The sequence below is a fragment of the Micromonospora sp. CMU55-4 genome, assembly GCF_011602315.1.
Classification (GTDB): Bacteria; Actinomycetota; Actinomycetes; order Mycobacteriales; family Micromonosporaceae; genus Micromonospora; species Micromonospora chalcea.
On sequence record NZ_JAAOLH010000011.1, the window covers coordinates 1 to 17,744 of the forward strand.

General features: G+C 72.7%; 18 protein-coding genes. 10 read left to right on the forward strand and 8 right to left on the reverse strand.

The window, feature by feature from the left end; all coding sequences use genetic code 11:
* The first annotated feature begins 30 nt into the window (after positions 1-30).
* On the forward strand, positions 31-606 hold the full coding sequence (locus HA073_RS19405; protein WP_166457003.1) for a hypothetical protein: 576 nt from the start codon (positions 31-33) through the stop codon (positions 604-606).
* Positions 607-663: 57 nt separating this feature from the next.
* Here HA073_RS19405 and HA073_RS19410 read toward each other — a convergent pair whose 3' ends face one another.
* Positions 664-1,080, reverse strand: coding sequence for a VOC family protein (locus HA073_RS19410; protein WP_043328666.1), 417 nt, complete (start codon positions 1,078-1,080; stop codon positions 664-666).
* Entirely contained in the window at positions 1,056-1,628 is a 573-nt protein-coding gene (locus tag HA073_RS19415; protein ID WP_043328669.1) for a cob(I)yrinic acid a,c-diamide adenosyltransferase, read from the reverse strand. The genes HA073_RS19410 and HA073_RS19415 overlap by 25 nt, the downstream gene beginning before the upstream one ends.
* Here HA073_RS19415 and murA point away from each other — a divergent pair.
* Entirely contained in the window at positions 1,627-3,048 is a 1,422-nt protein-coding gene (gene murA / locus HA073_RS19420) for a UDP-N-acetylglucosamine 1-carboxyvinyltransferase (RefSeq protein WP_064447829.1), read from the forward strand. The two genes, HA073_RS19415 and murA, sit on opposite strands and share 2 nt — an antisense overlap.
* Positions 3,049-3,117: 69 nt before the next feature.
* On the forward strand, positions 3,118-3,966 hold the full coding sequence (locus HA073_RS19425) for a 3-hydroxyacyl-CoA dehydrogenase family protein (protein ID WP_069087232.1): 849 nt from the start codon (positions 3,118-3,120) through the stop codon (positions 3,964-3,966).
* A 40-nt stretch (positions 3,967-4,006) separates the two neighbouring features.
* On the opposite strand, the gene HA073_RS19430 is transcribed toward HA073_RS19425, so the two are convergent.
* From HA073_RS19430 to HA073_RS19440, 3 genes are all read right to left on the reverse strand, one after another.
* Positions 4,007-4,816 carry an alpha/beta hydrolase family protein gene (locus tag HA073_RS19430; protein WP_064447827.1) on the reverse strand — a complete coding sequence of 270 codons (810 nt, stop codon included), beginning with the start codon at positions 4,814-4,816 and terminating at the stop codon, positions 4,007-4,009.
* 86 nt (positions 4,817-4,902) lie between these two features.
* Positions 4,903-5,748 (reverse strand): ABC transporter permease, encoded by an 846-nt coding sequence (locus HA073_RS19435; RefSeq protein ID WP_166457004.1) that lies wholly within the window; start codon positions 5,746-5,748, stop codon positions 4,903-4,905.
* Positions 5,745-6,593: an ABC transporter ATP-binding protein gene (locus tag HA073_RS19440; protein WP_043328681.1), complete on the reverse strand. Its 849-nt coding sequence runs from the start codon at positions 6,591-6,593 to the stop codon at positions 5,745-5,747. The genes HA073_RS19435 and HA073_RS19440 overlap by 4 nt, the downstream gene beginning before the upstream one ends.
* An 86-nt stretch (positions 6,594-6,679) precedes the next feature.
* Between HA073_RS19440 and HA073_RS19445 the strand changes: the two genes are divergently transcribed.
* The 4 genes from HA073_RS19445 (at position 6,680) to HA073_RS19460 (ending at position 12,138) form a co-directional block, all read left to right on the forward strand.
* Positions 6,680-7,204: a PadR family transcriptional regulator gene (locus HA073_RS19445; RefSeq protein WP_069087235.1), complete on the forward strand. Its 525-nt coding sequence runs from the start codon at positions 6,680-6,682 to the stop codon at positions 7,202-7,204.
* Positions 7,201-7,881, forward strand: coding sequence for an ABC transporter ATP-binding protein (locus tag HA073_RS19450; RefSeq protein WP_166457005.1), 681 nt, complete (start codon positions 7,201-7,203; stop codon positions 7,879-7,881). The genes HA073_RS19445 and HA073_RS19450 overlap by 4 nt, the downstream gene beginning before the upstream one ends.
* A complete protein-coding gene (locus HA073_RS19455) occupies positions 7,878-10,031 on the forward strand; it encodes an FtsX-like permease family protein (protein WP_166457006.1) in 2,154 nt (717 codons plus the stop codon). Before HA073_RS19450 ends, HA073_RS19455 begins: the two co-directional genes overlap by 4 nt.
* A gap of 103 nt (positions 10,032-10,134) precedes the next feature.
* Positions 10,135-12,138: a protein meaA gene (locus HA073_RS19460; protein WP_166457007.1), complete on the forward strand. Its 2,004-nt coding sequence runs from the start codon at positions 10,135-10,137 to the stop codon at positions 12,136-12,138.
* A 105-nt stretch (positions 12,139-12,243) separates the two neighbouring features.
* Here the strand turns inward: HA073_RS19460 and HA073_RS19465 are convergent, their stop codons facing one another.
* Together HA073_RS19465 and HA073_RS19470 are read right to left on the reverse strand one after the other, a co-directional pair.
* Positions 12,244-12,540, reverse strand: a complete 297-nt coding sequence (locus HA073_RS19465) for a DUF1540 domain-containing protein (RefSeq protein WP_166457008.1) — start codon at positions 12,538-12,540, stop codon at positions 12,244-12,246.
* Positions 12,541-12,599: 59 nt separating this feature from the next.
* Positions 12,600-13,217 carry a DUF4126 domain-containing protein gene (locus HA073_RS19470; protein ID WP_043328707.1) on the reverse strand — a complete coding sequence of 206 codons (618 nt, stop codon included), beginning with the start codon at positions 13,215-13,217 and terminating at the stop codon, positions 12,600-12,602.
* Between the two features lie 71 nt (positions 13,218-13,288).
* On the opposite strand from HA073_RS19470, the gene nucS reads away from it, so the two are divergent.
* Positions 13,289-13,948, forward strand: a complete 660-nt coding sequence (nucS, locus tag HA073_RS19475) for an endonuclease NucS (RefSeq protein ID WP_030503891.1) — start codon at positions 13,289-13,291, stop codon at positions 13,946-13,948.
* Positions 13,949-13,957: 9 nt separating this feature from the next.
* Here the strand turns inward: nucS and HA073_RS19480 are convergent, their stop codons facing one another.
* Complete coding sequence (locus tag HA073_RS19480) at positions 13,958-15,460, reverse strand: aldehyde dehydrogenase family protein (RefSeq protein ID WP_166457009.1); 1,503 nt, start codon at positions 15,458-15,460, stop codon at positions 13,958-13,960.
* 218 nt (positions 15,461-15,678) lie between these two features.
* Between HA073_RS19480 and HA073_RS19485 the strand changes: the two genes are divergently transcribed.
* Together HA073_RS19485 and HA073_RS19490 are read left to right on the forward strand one after the other, a co-directional pair.
* Entirely contained in the window at positions 15,679-16,125 is a 447-nt protein-coding gene (locus HA073_RS19485; RefSeq protein ID WP_043328712.1) for an FHA domain-containing protein, read from the forward strand.
* A gap of 487 nt (positions 16,126-16,612) precedes the next feature.
* Positions 16,613-17,677: an alpha/beta fold hydrolase gene (locus HA073_RS19490; RefSeq protein WP_166457010.1), complete on the forward strand. Its 1,065-nt coding sequence runs from the start codon at positions 16,613-16,615 to the stop codon at positions 17,675-17,677.
* Positions 17,678-17,744: the final 67 nt, after the last annotated feature.

The following is a 17,744-nucleotide window of genomic DNA, read 5'->3' on the forward strand; positions in this document are numbered from 1 at the left end:
GTGTGTCGACCCCCGAATGGAGCCCCCATCATGAACACGATTCTGCGTAAGAGCATCCTGGGTATTGCTGGTCTGGCTTTCACCGGTGGCGTGTTCGCCGGCCCGGTCGCCGCCCACGCGGCCGACACCACCCACGCGGCAAAGCCGGTCACCGCCACCGTGCAGGGTGACAAGCTGATCCCGCACGGCGTGCAGGGCGCCCAGTCCCGCATCGACCTCAATGACGAGCAGACCAAGAACGTGAAGGCGATCATTGCCGCGACGAAGAAGGCCGGCATGGACGAGCGCGCCGCGGTCGTGTCGATCGCGACCGCGTTGCAGGAGTCGAAGCTGGAGAACCTCGGCCACCTCGGTGACCGCAACGACCACGACTCGCAGGGCCTGTTCCAGCAGCGCCCCTCCTCCGGTTGGGGCACGGTCGAGCAGATCACCGACCCCGAATACTCCACCACCGCGTTCCTGAAGGGCCTCAAGCAGGTCGACGGCTGGCAGGACATGCCCCTGACCAAGGCCGCCCAGACCGTCCAGGTCTCCGCCTACCCGGACCACTACGCCCAGTGGGAACAGCAGGCCGCCGACCTCGTCGCCAAGCACTGGAACAGCTAAGACGAGGTAAGACACAGCGAAAGGCCGGCACCCCGAACCAACGGGGTGCCGGCCTTTTCACGTCTCCGCTACCAGCTCGACCTCGTACCCCTGCCCGTCGGTGAGGTAGGCGGCGTAGCTGTCCGGGCCGCCCGCGTGCGGGTGCCGGTCCGGGAACAGCAGCGTCCAGCCGTACTCTCCGGCGGCAGTGACCAGGCGTTCGACGGCGGCCGGCGGGCCGGCGTGGAAGGCCAGGTGGTTCAGGCCGGGCGCGCGCCTGTCGTGGGTGCGGCCGGTGAGCGCCGGTGACTGCTCCAGCACGATGTACGTCGCGCCGAGCCGCCAGGAGCGGCCGGCGGGCCAGTCCTGGTAGAGCGTCCAGCCCAGCTCGCCGAGAAGCCAGCCCCACGAACGACTGGCCGCCGCCAGGTCGGGTACCCACACCTCCACGTGATGGAGGCCGCCGATGGTCAGCGTTTCCCGCCCGGAACCCATAGCACGTCGCCGTTCGGATTTGCCGTTCTTGACAGGATAAAGAGCAAATCGGAGAGCCGGTTGAGATACTTTGCCGGGAGGGGACTGGTCCGATCGGGGTCGTGTGCGACCAGCGCCCATGCCGCACGCTCGGCGCGCCGGGCGGTCGTCCGTGCCACGTGCAGCAGTGCCGCACCAGCGGTGCCGCCGGGGAGGATGAAGGAGTCGAGCTTGCTCAGGCGCGCGTTGTACTCGTCGCACCAGCCCTCGAGGCGCTCGACGTACTCCTCGGTCACCCGCAGCGGCGGGTACTTCGGGTCCGGCTCGACCGGCGTCGCCAGGTCCGCGCCGACGTCGAACATGTCGTTCTGCACGGACTCCAGCACGGCCCGCAGCTCGTCCGAGAGCTGCCCCAGGGCGAGCGCCACGCCGATCGAGGCGTTGCACTCGTCCACGTCCGCGTACGCGGCGATGCGCGGATCGGTCTTCGGCACCTGCTCGTTGTTGCTCAGCCTGGTCATGCCGGCGTCGCCGGCCTTGGTGTAGATGCGCGTGAGGTGGACGGCCATGACGCACAGCCTACGGATACCGGACCTGACCATCCCGGCCCGGCCGAGTCCGGTTGGGCCGGGGGACGCGAGCGATCCGGCGGTCAGCGACGTCGACGTCATCCGGGTACGCGGTGACGCCCGGCTCGACGGCACCGTGCACGTGGTGGGTGCGAAGAACTCCGCGCTGAAGCTGATGGCGGCGGCGCTGCTCGCGCCCGGCCGCAGCCTGATCACCAATGTGCCCCGGATCACCGACATCGCGATCATGGGCGAGGTGCTGCGGCGGCTCGGCTGCGGCGTACGTTTCGGGCCGGACGACCCGGTCGACCCGATGGTGGCCCACGGCGGTGTGGAGCGGTCCCGCTCGGTGCTCATCGACGTGCCGGAACGGCCGGGCGCGGAGGCCGACTACGACCTGGTGCGGCGGCTGCGCGCGTCGATCTGCGTGCTCGGTCCGCTGCTGGCCCGCCGGGGGTACGTGCGGGTGGCGCACCCGGGCGGCGACGCGATCGGCTCACGCGGCCTGGACATGCACATCGCCGGGCTGGCCCGGATGGGCGCGGAGATCTCCGGTGAGCACGGCTTCGTCATCGCCGAGGCCCCGGACGGGCTGCACGGCGCGGACATCGTGCTGGACTTCCCGAGCGTGGGCGCGACCGAGAACCTGGTGATGGCGGCGGTGCTGGCCCGTGGCGCCACGACTATCGACAACGCGGCCCGGGAGCCGGAGATCGTCGACATCTGCACCATGCTGAACCGGATGGGCGCCCGGATCGAGGGGGCCGGCACGTCGACGCTGCACATCGTCGGCGTACCCGGGTTGCAGCCGGTCCGGCACGCCACGGTGGGGGACCGGATCGTGGCCGGCACCTGGGCGTTCGCCGCCGCGATGACCCGCGGCGACGTGACGGTGACCGGCCTGGACCCGGCGTACCTGGAGGTCGCGCTGGACAAGCTGGTCGCGGCCGGCGGCCTGGTCGAGACCCGGGGTGACGCCTTCCGGGTACGGATGGACGACCGCCCGAAGGCGGTGGACGTGGTGACGCTGCCGTACCCGGGTTTCGCCACCGACCTGCTGCCGATGGCGATCGGGCTGGCGGCGGTCAGCGAGGGCGGCTCGCTGATCACCGAGAACATCTTCGACGGCCGGTTCATGTTCGCCAACGAGATGATGCGGCTGGGCGCGGAGATCCGTACCGATGGCCACCACGCGCTGGTGTGCGGCCGGGAGCGGCTGTCCGGCGCCCCGGTACGCGCGACGGACATCCGGGCCGGCGCCGGCCTGATCATCGCCGGGCTCTGCGCCGACGGGTTGACCGAGGTGTCGCACGTGCACCACGTCGACCGGGGCTACCCGGACTTCGTGGCGGATCTGCGGGCGCTCGGCGTCGAGGTGGAGCGCGGGACCGCGCCGGAGGAACCGGACCTGGCCATCTGACAGCCGGTGCTTATCCGTCGTTAAGTAGGGTTCTGGCAGACGTTGCAGAACACGGCGAGGGAGAAGCAGATGGCGGGTCGACTCGCGGTCGTCGGTGCCGGGCTGATGGGCTCGGGCATCGCCCAGGTGGCGGCGCAGGCGGGCTGGCAGGTGACGCTGCGCGACATCGACGACGCGGCCACGAAGCGCGGTGTGGACGGCATCCGGAAGTCGCTGACGAAGTTCGCCGAGAAGGGCAAGATCGAGGCGTCCGACGTCGAGGCGACGCTGGCCCGGATCACGCCGACCACCGACCTGGAGGCCGCCGCCGACGCGGACATCGTGGTCGAGGCGGTCTTCGAGAAGATCGAGATCAAGCACGAGGTGTTCCGCGCGCTCGACAAGATCTGCAAGGCGGACGCGGTGCTCGCCACGAACACGTCGGCCATCCCGGTGACCCAGATCGCCACCGCCACCGAGCGCCCGGAGTCGGTCGTCGGCACGCACTTCTTCTCGCCGGTGCCGATGATGAAGCTCTGCGAGCTGGTACGCGGCTACAAGACCAGCGACGCGACCATGGACACCGTCAAGTCGTTCGCCGAGGGGATCGGCAAGACGGTGGTGGTGGTCAACCGGGACATCGCCGGTTTCGTCACCACCCGGCTGATCTGCGCGCTGGCGATGGAGGCGGTCAAGCTCGTCGAGGCCGGCGTGATCTCCGCCGAGGACCTGGACACCGCCTGCAAGCTGGGCTTCGGCCACGCCATGGGCCCGCTCGCCACCGTCGACCTGACCGGCGTGGACGTGCTGCTCAACGCCACCCGCAACATCTACACCGACACCGCGGACGAGAAGTTCTTCCCGCCGGAGCTGCTCCAGCGCATGGCCACCGCCGGCGACCTGGGCCGCAAGACCGGCCAGGGCTTCTACTCGTACTGACCGGCCCGTCCCGCCCCCGGCCCGAGCGGCCGGGGGCGGTTCACGTCCGGGGCGGGCTGAGCGCGGCGCCGACCAGCGCGAACGCGTCCGGGATGACAGTGCCCCAGTAGCCGAAGTTGTGCCGCCCGTCGGCCCAGGCGGCGCGTACCGGCTCCTCCGGCAGCGCCCGGGCCAGCGCACGGACATCCTTGAGGAAGTTGTCCTGCCGCCCGCACCAGAGCCCGACCGGCGTGCCGCGCAGTTTGTCCACACCGGTGAAGACCGCGTCGCCGGGGCTCACCGCGGGGGAGAAGGCCGCCGCCATCCGCAGCCATTTCGGGTACGTCTCGGCGAGCAGCAACGCGCCGAAGCCGCCCATCGACCAGCCCCACACGGCCAGCCGGCTGCTGTCGAACCCGCGCCGGGCGCACCAGGTGGGCACCTCCTCGCGCACCATCCGCTGCGGGTCGTCGTCACCGGAGGCGCGCCAGGACAGCCGCCCGCCGGTGGCGCCCGCGAGCGCGAACGGCGGGGCGCCCCGGCGTACCGCGTCGGTGAGGAAGCGGGCCAGGCCGAACCGGCCGTAGTCGCGCGGGGTGGCCGACGCGCCGTGCAGCACCAGGCATACGGGCAGGCCGCGGCCGTCGCCGTACCCGTCGGGCACCGCCGTCCAGAAGTCGACCTCGCGGCCGCGCGCGCCGGAGGCGATGCGGATCAGACGTTCGTCGCCGGCCGGGGCGTCCGGCAGGGCCGGGGCCGGTCCCGGGCGGGGGCCGGCCAGTTGCCGGGCGGCCAGACCGCCGACCACCGCGGCGCCGGCCACGCCGGCGGCGGCGCCGAGCAGGGTACGCCGGGTCAGCGTGGGTGCCATGCCGGCGAGTGTGCCACCGCCGGGCGCGTGTTAAGAAGGGGCCCTTTCTCTACCGGAGGCGTTAAAAGGGGGCCCTTCCTTACACCTCAGCCGTCGCGTTTGGTGGTCCAGCGGAACGTGGTCAGGCAGAGCACCAGGCCGATGACGCACCAGGCGCCCAGCACCAGCGCGACGGTGCCCAGCTCGAACGAGCCGCCCGGCTCCCGCGCGCCGAAGCTGTCCGGCAGGAACACCGAGCGCAGCCCCTGGCACATCCACTTGAGCGGGAAGATCGCCGCGACCTGCTGCATCCAGGTGGGCAGGCTGGTGAAGACGAAGAACACGCCGGAGATGAACTGGAGCACCAGCGCGACCGGGGTGACCACCGCCGAGCCGCTGCGGGCGGTACGGGCCAGCGACGAGATGGCGATGCCGCAGAGCGTGCAGGCGGTGACGCCGAGGACGGAGACCCAGGCGAACGTCAGCCACTTGGCGGTGGTCTGCGGCAGGTCCAGGTCGAACATCGCCACCGAGACGGCGAGCAGCAGCACGGTCTCGGCGATGCCGATGACCACCACCATGATCACCTTGCCGGCGAACCAGACCCACTTCGGCATCGGCGTACCGCGGTAGCGCTTGAGCACGCCCCGGTCCCGCTCGATCGGGATCCAGATGCCGAGGTTCTGGAAGCTGACTGTCATCAGGCCGGTCGCGATCATGCCGGTGATGAAGTACTGGGTGTAGCTGACCCCGGGCGCGATCTCGTCGCTGAAGATCGCCGCGAAGATCAGAATCATGATGATCGGGAAGCCCATCGTGAACACGACGGACTCCCGGCTGCGCAGGAACTGGGTGATCTCCAGCCGCCCCTGGCGCAGCGCCAGCGCGCCCGCGCCGGGCCGCCGGGCCACGGCGGCGGTGACCGGGGCCGCGGGGTTCGTCGTGGTGGTCATGAGTGTCCGATCATCCGCAGGTAGACGTCTTCCAGGGTCGGCCGGGTCACGGTGAGGCCGGGCACCTCGCCGCCGAAGCGCGCGGCCAGGTCGTACACCAGCGCCGTCGGCGTCGCGGTCTCCGCCGAGGCCAATGTCCCGTCGGGGGTACGCCAGGAGACGGTCGCCAGCGACTCCTGCCGGTTGCCCAGCCGGTTGGGCGGCGCGACCTCGATCACCCGCCCGGCGGCGATCACGCCGACCCGGTCGGCGAGCGCCTCGGCCTCGTCCAGGTAGTGGGTGGTGAGCACGATCGTGGTGCCGGCGGCGGACAGGTCCCGGATCAGCTCCCAGAACTCGCGCCGGGCCTCCGGGTCGAATCCGGTGGTCGGCTCGTCGAGGAAGAGCAGCTCGGGGCGGCCGATGATGCCCAGCGCCACGTCCAGGCGGCGCTTCTGCCCGCCGGAGAGCGTGTGCGTACGCGCCTTGGCCTTGGCGCCCAGCCCGACCCGCTCGACCACCTTGTCCGGGTCGTCGGCGCCCGGGTAGAAGCCGGAGAAGTGCCGGACCACCTCGATGACGCTGAGCTCGTCGAACTCGCCGGTGCCCTGGAGCACGATGCCGACCCGGGAGCGCCAGGCGGCGTCGGGGTGGGCGGGGTCGGCGCCGAGGACGCGCACCTCACCGGCGTCGCGCTGGCGGTAGCCCTCCAGGATCTCGACCGTTGTGGTCTTGCCGGCGCCGTTCGGGCCGAGCAGGGCGAACACCTCGCCCCGGTGGACGTCCAGGTCCACCCCGGCCACGGCGACGTTGTCGCCGTACGCCTTGCGCAGCCCTCGCACGGAAATCGCGAGCTCGTTCTCCATGCCGTCAAGTGTGCGTCGTGCGGTGGCCCGTTCCGCTGCCGGGTCAGCTATATACGCGAGGTATACACCCGGTGTAGTCTCTGCTCATGACGGTTCCCCTGACCCTGCTCGGGCTGCTCGAACGCGAACCGAGCCACGGCTACGACCTCAAGCGCGACTACGACACCTTCTTCGGACGCGGCAAGCCGCTGCCGTACGGGCAGGTCTACTCGACGCTGAGCCGGCTGGCCCGCGACGGCAAGGTGGTGGTCGGCGACGTGGCTCCCGGCGCGGGGCCCGACCGCAAGCGCTACGTGATCACCGACCTGGGCGCCACCGAGGTGGAGCACTGGCTGACCGAGCCGGTCGAGCCGGAACCGCACCTGCAGACCCTGCTGTTCACCAAGGTCGTGCTCGCGCTGATGCTCGACCGCCCGGCCGAGGAGTACCTGGACACCCAGCGCGCCGCGCACCTGCGCCGGATGCGCGAACTCACCGAGATCAAGCGCAGCGGCGAACTCGTCGACGTGATGCTGGCCGACCACGGCCTCTACCACCTCGAGGCGGACCTGCGGTGGATCGAGACGACGGGCGCCCGGCTGGACGCCCTGAGAAAGGCGGTACGGCCATGAGCCCGATGATCGAGGCACGTGACGTCACGTACGCGTTCGGCGAGACACCCGCCCTGCGCGGCGCGAACCTCGCCGTGGCCGCCGGCGAGGTGGTCGCCGTGATGGGACCGAGCGGCTCCGGCAAGTCGACGCTGCTGCACTGCCTGGCCGGCATCCTGCGCCCCGACTCCGGCGAGGTCCGGTTCGACGGCGCCCGGATCGACACGCTCGGCGAGGCCGACCGGAGCACGCTGCGCCGCGACAGCTTCGGCTTCGTCTTCCAGTTCGGGCAGCTCGTACCGGAACTCACCGCGGCCGAGAACGTGGCGCTGCCGCTGCTGCTGCGCGGTGTCCGCCGCACTCCGGCGCTGCGCGCCGCGCGGGGCTGGTTCGAGCGGCTCGGCCTGGCCGGCATGGAGCACCGCCGCTCGGGCGAACTGTCCGGCGGGCAGGCCCAGCGGGTCGCGCTGGCACGCGGCCTGGTCGTGGAGCCCCGGGTGCTGTTCGCCGACGAGCCCACCGGCGCGCTCGACTCGCTCACCGGCGAGGAGGTGATGACGCTGCTGGTGGACGCCGCCCGTGAGAAGGGCACCACAGTCGTGCTGGTGACGCACGAGGCGCGCATCGCGGCGTACGCCGACCGCGAGGTCATGGTGCGCGACGGCCGGGTCAACGCGCCCGCCGGGGTCGTCTCGTGATCGGGCTGGCGCTCCGGCTCGCCGTCGCCGGTGGCCGGGAGGCGCTGCTCCGGCTGGTCGCCATCGCCGCCGCCGTCGCGGTCGGCACCGGGCTGCTGCTCACCACGCTTGCCGGTGTGAACGCCACCGACGCCCAGCTCACCCGCTACGCGTCGATGTACCCGCAGGAGACGGCGGGCGGGTCCGCCGACCCGCTGCTGTGGTCGACCCGGTTTGACTACTTCCGGGGCGACCAGATCGTCCGCGTCGACGTCGCCGCGACCGGTCCGGACGCGCCCACGCCGGTCGGCGTTCCCCGCGCGCCGGGGCCCGGCGAGTTCTACGCCTCCCCGGCGCTGCGGAAGCTGCTGGCCACCACCCCCGCCGACCAGCTCGCCGACCGCTACCCGGGCCGGGACCTCGGCGAGATCGGGCCGGCGGCGCTCACCTCACCGGACACCCTGCTCGTCCTGGTCGGCGGCACCCCGGAGCAGGTGGGCGGGCTGGACCAGGTCCGCAAGGTCACCCGGCTCGACGGCAACAGCGCTCCGCTGCCCGGGGCCGCGGTCGACCTCATCCTCGGCGTGGTGGCGGGCGGACTGCTGTTCCCCGTACTCGTCTTCATCGGCACGGCGACCCGGCTCGGCGCCGCCCGCCGGGAGCAGCGGTTCGCCGCGATGCGGCTGGTCGGGGCCACGCCCCGGCAGATCTCGGCGGTCGCGGCCGTCGAGGCCGCGCTCGCGGCGGCGGCCGGCGCGTCGGTCGGCTTCGCGGTGTTCTTCGCGTTCCGCAGCCAGCTCGCCGGCATCCCGTTCACCGGCATGCCGTTCTTCCCCGGGGACATGGCCATCGGTGCGCCGGAGGCCCTCCTGGTGGCCCTCGGCGTGCCGGCGGGCGCGGCGGCCGCGGCCTGGGTCGCGCTGCGCCGGGTACGGATCTCCCCGCTCGGCGTCACCCGCCGCGTCACGCCCCGGCCGCCCCGGGTGTACCGGCTGATCCCGCTCGCGCTCGGCCTGGCCGGGCTCGGCTTCGCCCTGGTGTACCGGCCGCCCACGTCGGACGGTCAGACCGCGTTGTTCCTGCCCGCGCTGCTGCTGGTCATGGTCGGGCTGATCACCGGTGGCCCCTGGCTGACCATGGTCGGCGCCAAGGTGCTGGCCGCCCGGGCCGGCCGCCCGGCCGCGCTGATCGCCGCGCGCCGGCTCGCCGACAACCCGGCAGCCGGTTTCCGGGCGGTCAGCGGGGTGATGCTCGCGCTGTTCGTCACCACGGTGGCCGTCGGTGTGATGGGGACGATCACGTACGAGCGCGGTCCGGCGCCCCGGGGGTCGCTGGAGGCCGGCCGGCTGTCGATGGTGCTCACTGACGACCCGCCGGTGCCGGGCACGCTGCTGGCCGACCTGGCGGCGGTGCCCGGCGTCCGCAACCCGGTGCTCGTCCGGGAGAACCCGGTACGCGGTGACGGCCGCGACTCCGGGGTGATCGCCTGCGCGGACATCCCGCCCGCCTACGGGCGGTGTGCCGCCGGGGCGAACGTCGCCGAGGTGCCGCCGGACCTGATCCCCTGGCGGGAGTCCGCCTCGGCCGACCGGATCTGGCCGTCGTCCCCGGTGGACCCGGCTGCCCTCGCGGGACTCCCGGCGGGTTCGGTGGCGGTCGAGGCGGAGGATCCGGTCGCGGTGGAGCGGGCCCGGACGGTCCTCGAAGCCGCGTTCCCGACGTTCTACGTGGCGCCGAACGTGCCCGGCGACTTCGAGGCCGACTTCGCCGACACCATGCGGGGCTGGCAGCGGCTGGCCGACATCGTCGTGGTGGCCGGTCTCGTGCTCGCCGGGTGCAGCCTGGCCGTGGCCGTGGCGGCCGGCCTCAGCGAACGGAAGCGGCCGTTCAGCCTGCTGCGGCTCAGCGGCGCCCCGGTTCGGCTGCTGCGCCGGGTGGTGGCCCTGGAGAGCGTGGTGCCGCTGCTGACCGTCGCCGTGGTGGCGGTCGGGATGGGACTGGTCGCCGCACACCTGTTCCTGCGCGCCCAGATGCAGTACGACCTGCGCGTACCGGGGATCGGGTTCGCCGCTGTGGTGGCCCTCGGCGTGCTGGGCTGCCTCGCGGTCATCGCGGCCACGCTGCCGCTGCTGGAACGGATCACCGGCCCGGAGACCGCCCGCAGCGAATGACCCTTACGGTGGGCCGGTGTGTGCGGCCGGCCCACCGTCGCGGGCCTGGGGTTGTGTGGTTTTCCACACTCTCTTTTACTAAACGGTAACTTAAACTCCGGCCATGGACGACGCGATGCCGGGACGGCTGCCCGAGCGGGACCGCCCGTGGGTGATGCGCACGTACGCCGGGCACTCCTCCGCCGCGGCCACCAACGCGCTCTTCCGCCGCAACCTGGCGAAGGGGCAGACCGGCCTGTCGGTCGCCTTCGACCTGCCCACCCAGACCGGGTACGACCCGGACCACGAGCTGGCCTCCGGTGAGGTGGGCCGGGTCGGCGTGCCGGTGGCGCACCTGGGCGACATGCGGGCGCTGTTCGAAGGCATCCCGCTCGCCGAGATGAACACCTCGATGACCATCAACGCCCCGGCCATGTGGCTGCTCGGCCTCTACGGCACCGTCGCCGCCGAGCAGGGCGCGGAGCTGAGCCGCTGCGCCGGCACCACGCAGAACGACATCATCAAGGAGTACCTGTCCCGGGGGACGTACATCTTCCCGCCGGCGGCCTCGCTGCGGCTGACCGCCGACGTCATCGCGTACACGCTGCGCGAGATGCCCCGGTGGAACCCGGTGAACATCTGCTCGTACCACCTCCAGGAGGCCGGGGCCACGCCGGTGCAGGAGGTCGGCTTCGCGCTGGCCACCGCCGTCGCCGTGCTGGACACCGTGCGCGACTCCGGCCAGGTGCCGCCCGAGCGGATGGGCGACGTGGTCCAGCGGATCTCGTTCTTCGTCAACGCCGGGGTGCGCTTCGTCGAGGAGATCGCCAAGATGCGCGCGTTCGGCGCGCTCTGGGACGAGATCACCCGCGACCGCTACGGCGTGGCGGACCCGAAGCAGCGCCGGTTCCGCTACGGCGTCCAGGTCAACTCGCTGGGCCTGACCGAGGCGCAGCCGGAGAACAACATCCAGCGCATCGTGCTGGAGATGCTGGGCGTCACGCTGTCCCGCGACGCCCGCGCCCGGGCCGTGCAGCTGCCCGCCTGGAACGAGGCGCTCGGTCTGCCCCGCCCGTGGGACCAGCAGTGGTCGCTGCGCATGCAGCAGGTGCTGGCGTACGAGTCGGACCTGCTGGAGTACCCGGACCTGTTCGCCGGTTCGCACGTGATGACCGCGCTGGTCGACGACATCGTCTCCGGCGCCCGCGTCGAGCTGGAGAAGGTGCTGGAGATGGGCGGCGTGGTCACCGCCGTCGAGTCCGGCTACCTCAAGAGCGCGCTGGTGGCCTCGCTCGCCGAGCGCCGTCGCCGGATGGAGTCCGGTTCGGACGTGGTGGTCGGCGTCAACCGGTTCACCGAGACCGAGCCGTCCCCGCTGACCGCAGCGGGCGCCGAGGCGATCGAGCAGGTGGACCCGGCCGTCGAGGAGGCGGCCACCGACGGCGTACGCCGGTGGCGGGCCGACCGGGACGCGGCGGCTGTCGAGGCGGCGCTGGACCGGCTGCGCGCCGACGCCGCCACCACGGCGAACCTGATGCCGGCGACGCTTACCTGTGTACGGGCCGGGGTCACCACCGGCGAGTGGGCGGGCGCGCTGCGCCAGGTGTACGGCGAGTACCGCGCGCCGACCGGCCTGGCCGGGGCGGTCGGGACGGCCGGTGACGCGACCCTCGCCGGGGTGCGGGAGCGGGTCGCCGCCACCGCGCGGGAGCTGGGCAGCGGCCGGCTGCGGCTGCTGGTCGGCAAGCCGGGGCTGGACGGGCACTCCAACGGCGCGGAGCAGATCGCGGTACGCGCCCGCGACGCCGGGTTCGAGGTGGTCTACCAGGGCATCCGGCTGACCGCCGGGCAGATCGTGGCGGCCGCCGTGGAGGAGGACGTCGACCTGGTTGGGCTCTCCGTGCTGTCCGGCTCGCATCTGGCCGCCGTGCCGGCGGTGCTGGACGGGCTGCGCGCGGCCGGTCGGGGCGACCTGCCGGTGGTGGTGGGCGGGATCATCCCGGCCGCCGACGCCGAGGCGCTGCGGGCCGCCGGGGTGGCCCGGGTGTTCACGCCGAAGGACTTCGCGCTCACCGGCATCATCGACGAGCTGGTGACGGTGATCCGCGAGGCCAACGCCCTGTCGTGAAAGGAAGGGCCCCTTATTAACGCCTCCGGTAGGGAAGGGGCCCCTTCTTAACACTCGCGCGCGAGAGCGGCGCCTCCATGCGGACGGCGCCTCCGGACGGGTGGGTCAGCGGCTCTGGTAGGTCATGCAGTCGGCCATGTCCATGTCGGGACCGACGGTGATGGCCGGGGCGTGGCACTCCAGGGCGGCGTTGTGCCGGCAGTCGGCGCGCGAACACGCGCCGACCTGGGCGACCAACTGGTCGAGGCCGCCGCGCACCGGCATCTCCACGAACGTGTGGCAGTGGGCGTGGTCGCTGCTGCCGATCGTGATGGCGAACGCGTGGCAGTCGTTCGTGTGGTTGTAGGCGCAGGACCGGACGGCGCACTCCTGGACCCGGGGCATCTCCAACGACGCGGTCATCTCCCGTACCTCCTTGGGTTTCTTGCCCCGATTTTAGAGGTTTCGGGAGCCCGCGCGGGTCAGACGCGGAAGCCGGCCGCGCGGGCCGCGGCGCGTTCCCGTCGCCGCTCCCGGCGGCGGCGGAACAGCCACGGTACGAAGAACACCAGGCCGAGCAGGAACACCAGGACCAGCACCGGCAGCAGCAGCGCCACCACCGACATGACGACGCTCGTCGCGTCCTCGGCGGTGCTGGCCACCGGCGCGCCCACCCCGGCGGTGGTCGCGTTGATGACCGGCCGGGCGGCGGCCTTGAGCAGGTGCACGCCGAGCGCGATGAGCACGCCGACCACGACCGGCACCCACTGGTGCGAGGAGAAGAACGTGTCCGGGTCGCTGACGGTGACGGTCTCCGAGCCGGCGCCCGCGCCGAACGCGAGCCCGCCGGCGGTCGGCCGGACCACCGTCTGCACCACGTCGTTTACGTGGTCGACCACAGGCACCTTGTCGGCCACCACCTCGACCGCGAGCAGGACGGCGAGGATCAGCACCACCCAGCCGTTGCCGAGCCACTGCCAGCCGCTGGGCAGCTCGACCAGGTCGGTGTAGCGGGACAGCAGCCCCATCAGCAGCAGCGGGATGTAGGCGTTCAGGCCCGCCGAGGCGGCCAGACCGGAACCGGTGAGGACTTCGAGCACGATCTCAATATGGCACCGGTACGCCAGTGGCGCTCGTCGGCGTCCGCCGGGGCCTCGGCTACCCTCGGCGGGTGCGGTTGGTGATTGCGAAGTGCTCGGTGGACTATGTCGGACGGCTCTCGGCCCACCTGCCCCCGGCGACCCGGTTGCTGATGGTGAAGGCGGACGGCTCGGTGTCGATCCACGCGGACGACCGGGCCTACAAGCCGTTGAACTGGATGAGCCCGCCCTGCCGGCTGGAGGAGGCGCCAGGCGTCTGGCGGGTGGTCAACAAGGCCGGCGAGGAGCTGCGCATCACCCTGGAGGAGATCTTCCAGGACACGTCCTACGAGCTGGGCGTGGACCCGGGCCTGCGCAAGGACGGCGTCGAGGCGCACCTGCAGGAGCTGCTCGCCGCGAACCCGGAGACGCTGGGGGAGGGCTTCACGCTGGTCCGCCGCGAGTACATGACCGCGATCGGGCCGGTCGACCTGCTCTGCCGCGACGCGGTCGGCGGCGCGGTGGCGGTGGAGGTGAAGCGGCGCGGCGAGATCGACGGCGTGGAGCAGCTCACCCGCTACCTGGAGCTGATGAACCGGGACCCGCTGCTCGCGCCGGTGGCCGGCGTGTTCGCCGCGCAGGAGATCAAGCCGCAGGCCCGGGTACTCGCCACCGACCGCGGCATCCGCTGCGTGGTGGTCGACTACGACAAGCTGCGCGGCATCGAACGCGACGAGCTGACGCTGTTCTGAGGCGCCGCCTCAGCGGCCCCGGCCGTACATCAGCTTGGCGATCTTGACGATGCGGGCGATGTCGGCCGGGGTGCGCTCGAACGTCATCGCCGGCAGCAGCGACCGGGCCCGGCGGCGGGTGACCGACTTGGGCCGGCCGAACTCGCGCAGCCCCTCCTCGCCGTGGATGCGGCCGATGCCGGACTCGCCGACGCCGCCGAACGGCAGCGTCGACATGCCGGCGAAGGTCAGCGCCGAGTTGACCGAGGCCATGCCGGAACGCAGCCGCCGCGCCACCGCCACCGCCCGCGCCCGGCCGAAGACCGAACCCCCGAGCCCGTACGGCAGCGCGTTGGCCCGCTCGACCGCCTCGTCCACGTCCCGGACGCGATTGACGACGAGCGTCGGGCCGAACGTCTCCTCCTGCACGGCGGCCGAGTCCTCCGGCACGTCGACCAGCACGGTCGGGTGCACGTACGGCGGCTGGACCGCCTCCGGGCCGCCCAGCACCGCCCGGCCGCCCCGGTTGAGCGCGTCGTCGATGTGCCGGCGGATGATGTCGATCTGCGACGGCATGGTGATCGGGCCGAGGTCGGTCCCGTCGGGGCCGACAGTCAGCCGCCCGGCCTTCGCCACCACCTTCTCGACGAAGGCGTCGTAGACCTGGTCGACGGCGTAGACCCGCTCGATGCCGATGCACGTCTGGCCGGCGTTGGTCATTCCGCCCCACACGCACGCGTCGGCGGCGGCGTCCAGGTCGGCGTCGCTGTCCACGATCATCGCGTCCTTGCCGCCGGCCTCCAGCAGCACCGGGGTGAGCGTCTCCGCGCAGGCTGCCATCACCCGCTTCGCGGTGGCGGTCGAGCCGGTGAACGCGACCTTGCCGACGCCGGAGCGGCACAGCGCCGCGCCGACCGCGCCGAACCCGTGCACCACCTGGAACACCGGCTGCTCCGGCACCACCTCGGCGAACCTGTCGACCAGCCACTGACCGACCGCCGGGGTGTACTCGCTCGGCTTGAAGACCACCGCGTTGCCGGCCGCGAGCGCGTACGCGGCGGAGCCGATCGGGGTGAAGACCGGGTAGTTCCACGGGCCGATCACGCCCACCACGCCGTACGGCTGGTATTCCAGGTGGCCGGTGAACTCGGCGAGGACCAGCCGGGAACGGACCCGGCGCGGCCCGAGCACCCGCTGCGCGTTGCGGGCCGCCCAGTCGATGTGCTCCAGCGCGGTGAGGATCTCCACGACGGCGTCACCGACCGGCTTGCCGCCCTCGGTGTGCATCAGGTCGGCCAGTTCCTCGATCCGCCGCGCGAGCACGCCACGCCAGCGCTGGAGACGGTAGCGCCGGCCGGCGAAGCCGAGCCCGGCCCACCAGTCGCCGGCCGCGCGGGCGCGGTCGACCGCGGCACGCACGTCCGCCTCGGAGGCCAGCGGGAAACTGCCTGCCTCGGCGCCGGTGGCCGGGCTGGTCGACACCAGCCGACCTTCGGAGATGAGCGGGGCGCCCGGCACATGCACAGCGGTCATGGCCGAAGTCTAGACCCGAGGATTACTCGCCGGTAGGCGTCGCACGCGCCGTACGCTGCGCGGACGATCAGCCCTCGCATCGACGGAGATGCCGTCCGAAACGGCGAACGGGAGATGACCGGCCGGGGTCGCGGGGGTGACCGCGCGGTGGTGCAAGCCACTACGGTGAGGTGGCAGGCTGACGCCGCGGGGCGATGTGGGGTGGAGGTCGACTGTCCATGGAGGAGCATCCTGAGCTGATGCCGTTGCTGACGGTGTCCGGCGGGGCGATGCGGGGGCTCACGTTCCGGGTCGGCCAGGACGCGCAGGTGATCGGCCGGGCGCCGACCGCCGACATCGTGCTCGCCGATCCGCACCTGAGCCGGCGGCACGCCACCGTCCGGGCCACCCCCGAGGGGGTGCTGCTCACCGACCTCGGCTCGACCAACGGCACCTGGCTCAACGACACCCGGGTCACCGGCAGCGTGGCGATCGCCGACGGCGACGTGGTCCGGCTCGGCCGCACGGATTTGCGCCTCTACGACCCGGGCGTGGCCCGCACCGACCCGGTCGGGATGAGCTTCGGCGCGCTGCGCCGCGACCAGCGTCCCACCCTGCCGCTGCCGGTCCCGGCGCCCCGCCGGCCGATCGAGGCGCGCGAGGCGCAGCCGGCCGACGTGAGCTAGACCTCGGGCATCCGCTGAACCCGCGGGCCACTGAGTGCCGCCGATTCCCGGGCCCCGCTGACCCCTCACGCCCGCGCCGCCCCCGGCCGCGCACCCACCACCCACCACCCACCACCCGCCACCTCCCCACCCTCCCCGCCCCACCCATTCGCGGTGATCAAGGAGTTTGGGTACGGAAACGGCTCCCGTGGTGACGCAAACTCCTTGATCACCGCCGCGCCGCGCGGCGCCCCGCCGCGCCGCGACCGCCGCGCCGCGACCGCCGCGCCGCGACCGCCGCGCCGCGACCGGCGGAGGGTGGGCTGGGGCGGGTTGGCGCTCCCAGGCCCGGTCGATCATGAAGTTGGCGGTGTTCTGCGTCCGATTTGTCGCCGCCAACTTCATGATCGACGCGGTGGCAGGGCGGGGGTGCGCGCCATGGTCGGGTGGGGCGGTGTGGGGGTGGGGGACATGGACCGGGGGCGGGCGGGCGTGCCAGCATGCGCGGATGCGCAGCGCACGGCTCACGGTCCAGGCCAACGGCATCACCCAGGCGGTCCGCGTGGCCGGTCCGCCGGACGGCGTACCGGTCCTGCTGGTGCACGGCAACGTCTCCTCCTCCGCCTTCTGGGAACCGCTGCTCGCCCGGCTGCCGGACACGCTCCGGGTGGTCGCCCCCGACCTGCGCGGCTACGGCGAGACCGACACCGCACCCGTTGACGCCACCAGGGGGCTCGACGACTTCGCCGACGACGTGGCCGCGTTGCTGGACGTCCCGGGGCTGTTCCCGCCCGGCGCCCGGCCGGTGGTGGCCGGGCACTCGCTCGGCGGCGGCGTGGCGATGCGGCTGCTCGTCGGCCACCCCGAGCGGGTATCCGGGCTGCTGCTGGAGGCGCCGGTGTCCCCGTACGGCTTCGGCGGCACCCGGGACCTCGACGGCAACCCCACCACGCCCGACTTCGCCGGGACCGGCGCCGGAGGCGCGAACCCGGACTTCGTGGCGCGGCTCGCCGCCGGTGACCGGAGCGCCGACGGCCCGACCAGCCCGCGGGCGGTGCTGCGCTCCGCGTACGTGGCCGACCCGGCCTCGCTGGGCGAGCACGAGGACCTGCTGCTGGACAGCATGCTGACCACCGCCACCGGGGACGACAACTACCCGGGCACCGCGGTGGCCTCGGCGCATTGGCCGGGGACCGCCGCCGGGCCGCGCGGCGTCCTCAACGCGTTGGCCCCGGCCCACTTCCGGCTCGCCGACGAGCTGGTCGCCGTGCCGGTCAAGCCGCCGGTGACCTGGGTACGCGGAGACGCCGACGTGATCGTCTCGGACACCTCGCTGTTCGACCTGGCGTACCTCGGTCAGCTCGGCGTGGTGCCCGGCTGGCCGGGCCCGCAGGAGTGCCCGCCGCAGCCGATGGTGGGGCAGACCCGCGCGGTGCTGGACCGGTACGCGGCGGCCGGCGGGACGTACCGTGAGGTGGTGCTGCCCGGGTGCGGGCACAGTCCGCACCTGGAGCGGCCGGCGGAGTTCGTCGCCGAACTGCTGGCGCTGGCCGGGGAGAACGCCACCGACTGAGGCGCGGTGCGTGAAATATCCCACGGCGTCTCGACAACACAGCGTCACGTGGCAGACTCCGGCGCAT

Coding starts and splice junctions, on each gene's coding strand:
- HA073_RS19480 (WP_166457009.1), bottom strand. CDS start 15,460: ATGACCGCTGTGCATGTGCCGGGCGCCCCGCTCATCTCCGAAGGTCGG.
- HA073_RS19405 (WP_166457003.1), top strand. CDS start 31: ATGAACACGATTCTGCGTAAGAGCATCCTGGGTATTGCTGGTCTGGCT.
- HA073_RS19415 (WP_043328669.1), bottom strand. CDS start 1,628: ATGGCCGTCCACCTCACGCGCATCTACACCAAGGCCGGCGACGCCGGC.
- HA073_RS19445 (WP_069087235.1), top strand. CDS start 6,680: ATGACGGTTCCCCTGACCCTGCTCGGGCTGCTCGAACGCGAACCGAGC.
- murA (WP_064447829.1), top strand. CDS start 1,627: ATGACGCACAGCCTACGGATACCGGACCTGACCATCCCGGCCCGGCCG.
- HA073_RS19410 (WP_043328666.1), bottom strand. CDS start 1,080: ATGGGTTCCGGGCGGGAAACGCTGACCATCGGCGGCCTCCATCACGTG.
- HA073_RS19430 (WP_064447827.1), bottom strand. CDS start 4,816: ATGGCACCCACGCTGACCCGGCGTACCCTGCTCGGCGCCGCCGCCGGC.
- HA073_RS19485 (WP_043328712.1), top strand. CDS start 15,679: ATGGAGGAGCATCCTGAGCTGATGCCGTTGCTGACGGTGTCCGGCGGG.
- HA073_RS19450 (WP_166457005.1), top strand. CDS start 7,201: ATGAGCCCGATGATCGAGGCACGTGACGTCACGTACGCGTTCGGCGAG.
- HA073_RS19440 (WP_043328681.1), bottom strand. CDS start 6,593: ATGGAGAACGAGCTCGCGATTTCCGTGCGAGGGCTGCGCAAGGCGTAC.
- HA073_RS19490 (WP_166457010.1), top strand. CDS start 16,613: ATGCGCAGCGCACGGCTCACGGTCCAGGCCAACGGCATCACCCAGGCG.
- HA073_RS19435 (WP_166457004.1), bottom strand. CDS start 5,748: ATGACCACCACGACGAACCCCGCGGCCCCGGTCACCGCCGCCGTGGCC.
- HA073_RS19460 (WP_166457007.1), top strand. CDS start 10,135: ATGGACGACGCGATGCCGGGACGGCTGCCCGAGCGGGACCGCCCGTGG.
- HA073_RS19425 (WP_069087232.1), top strand. CDS start 3,118: ATGGCGGGTCGACTCGCGGTCGTCGGTGCCGGGCTGATGGGCTCGGGC.
- HA073_RS19465 (WP_166457008.1), bottom strand. CDS start 12,540: ATGACCGCGTCGTTGGAGATGCCCCGGGTCCAGGAGTGCGCCGTCCGG.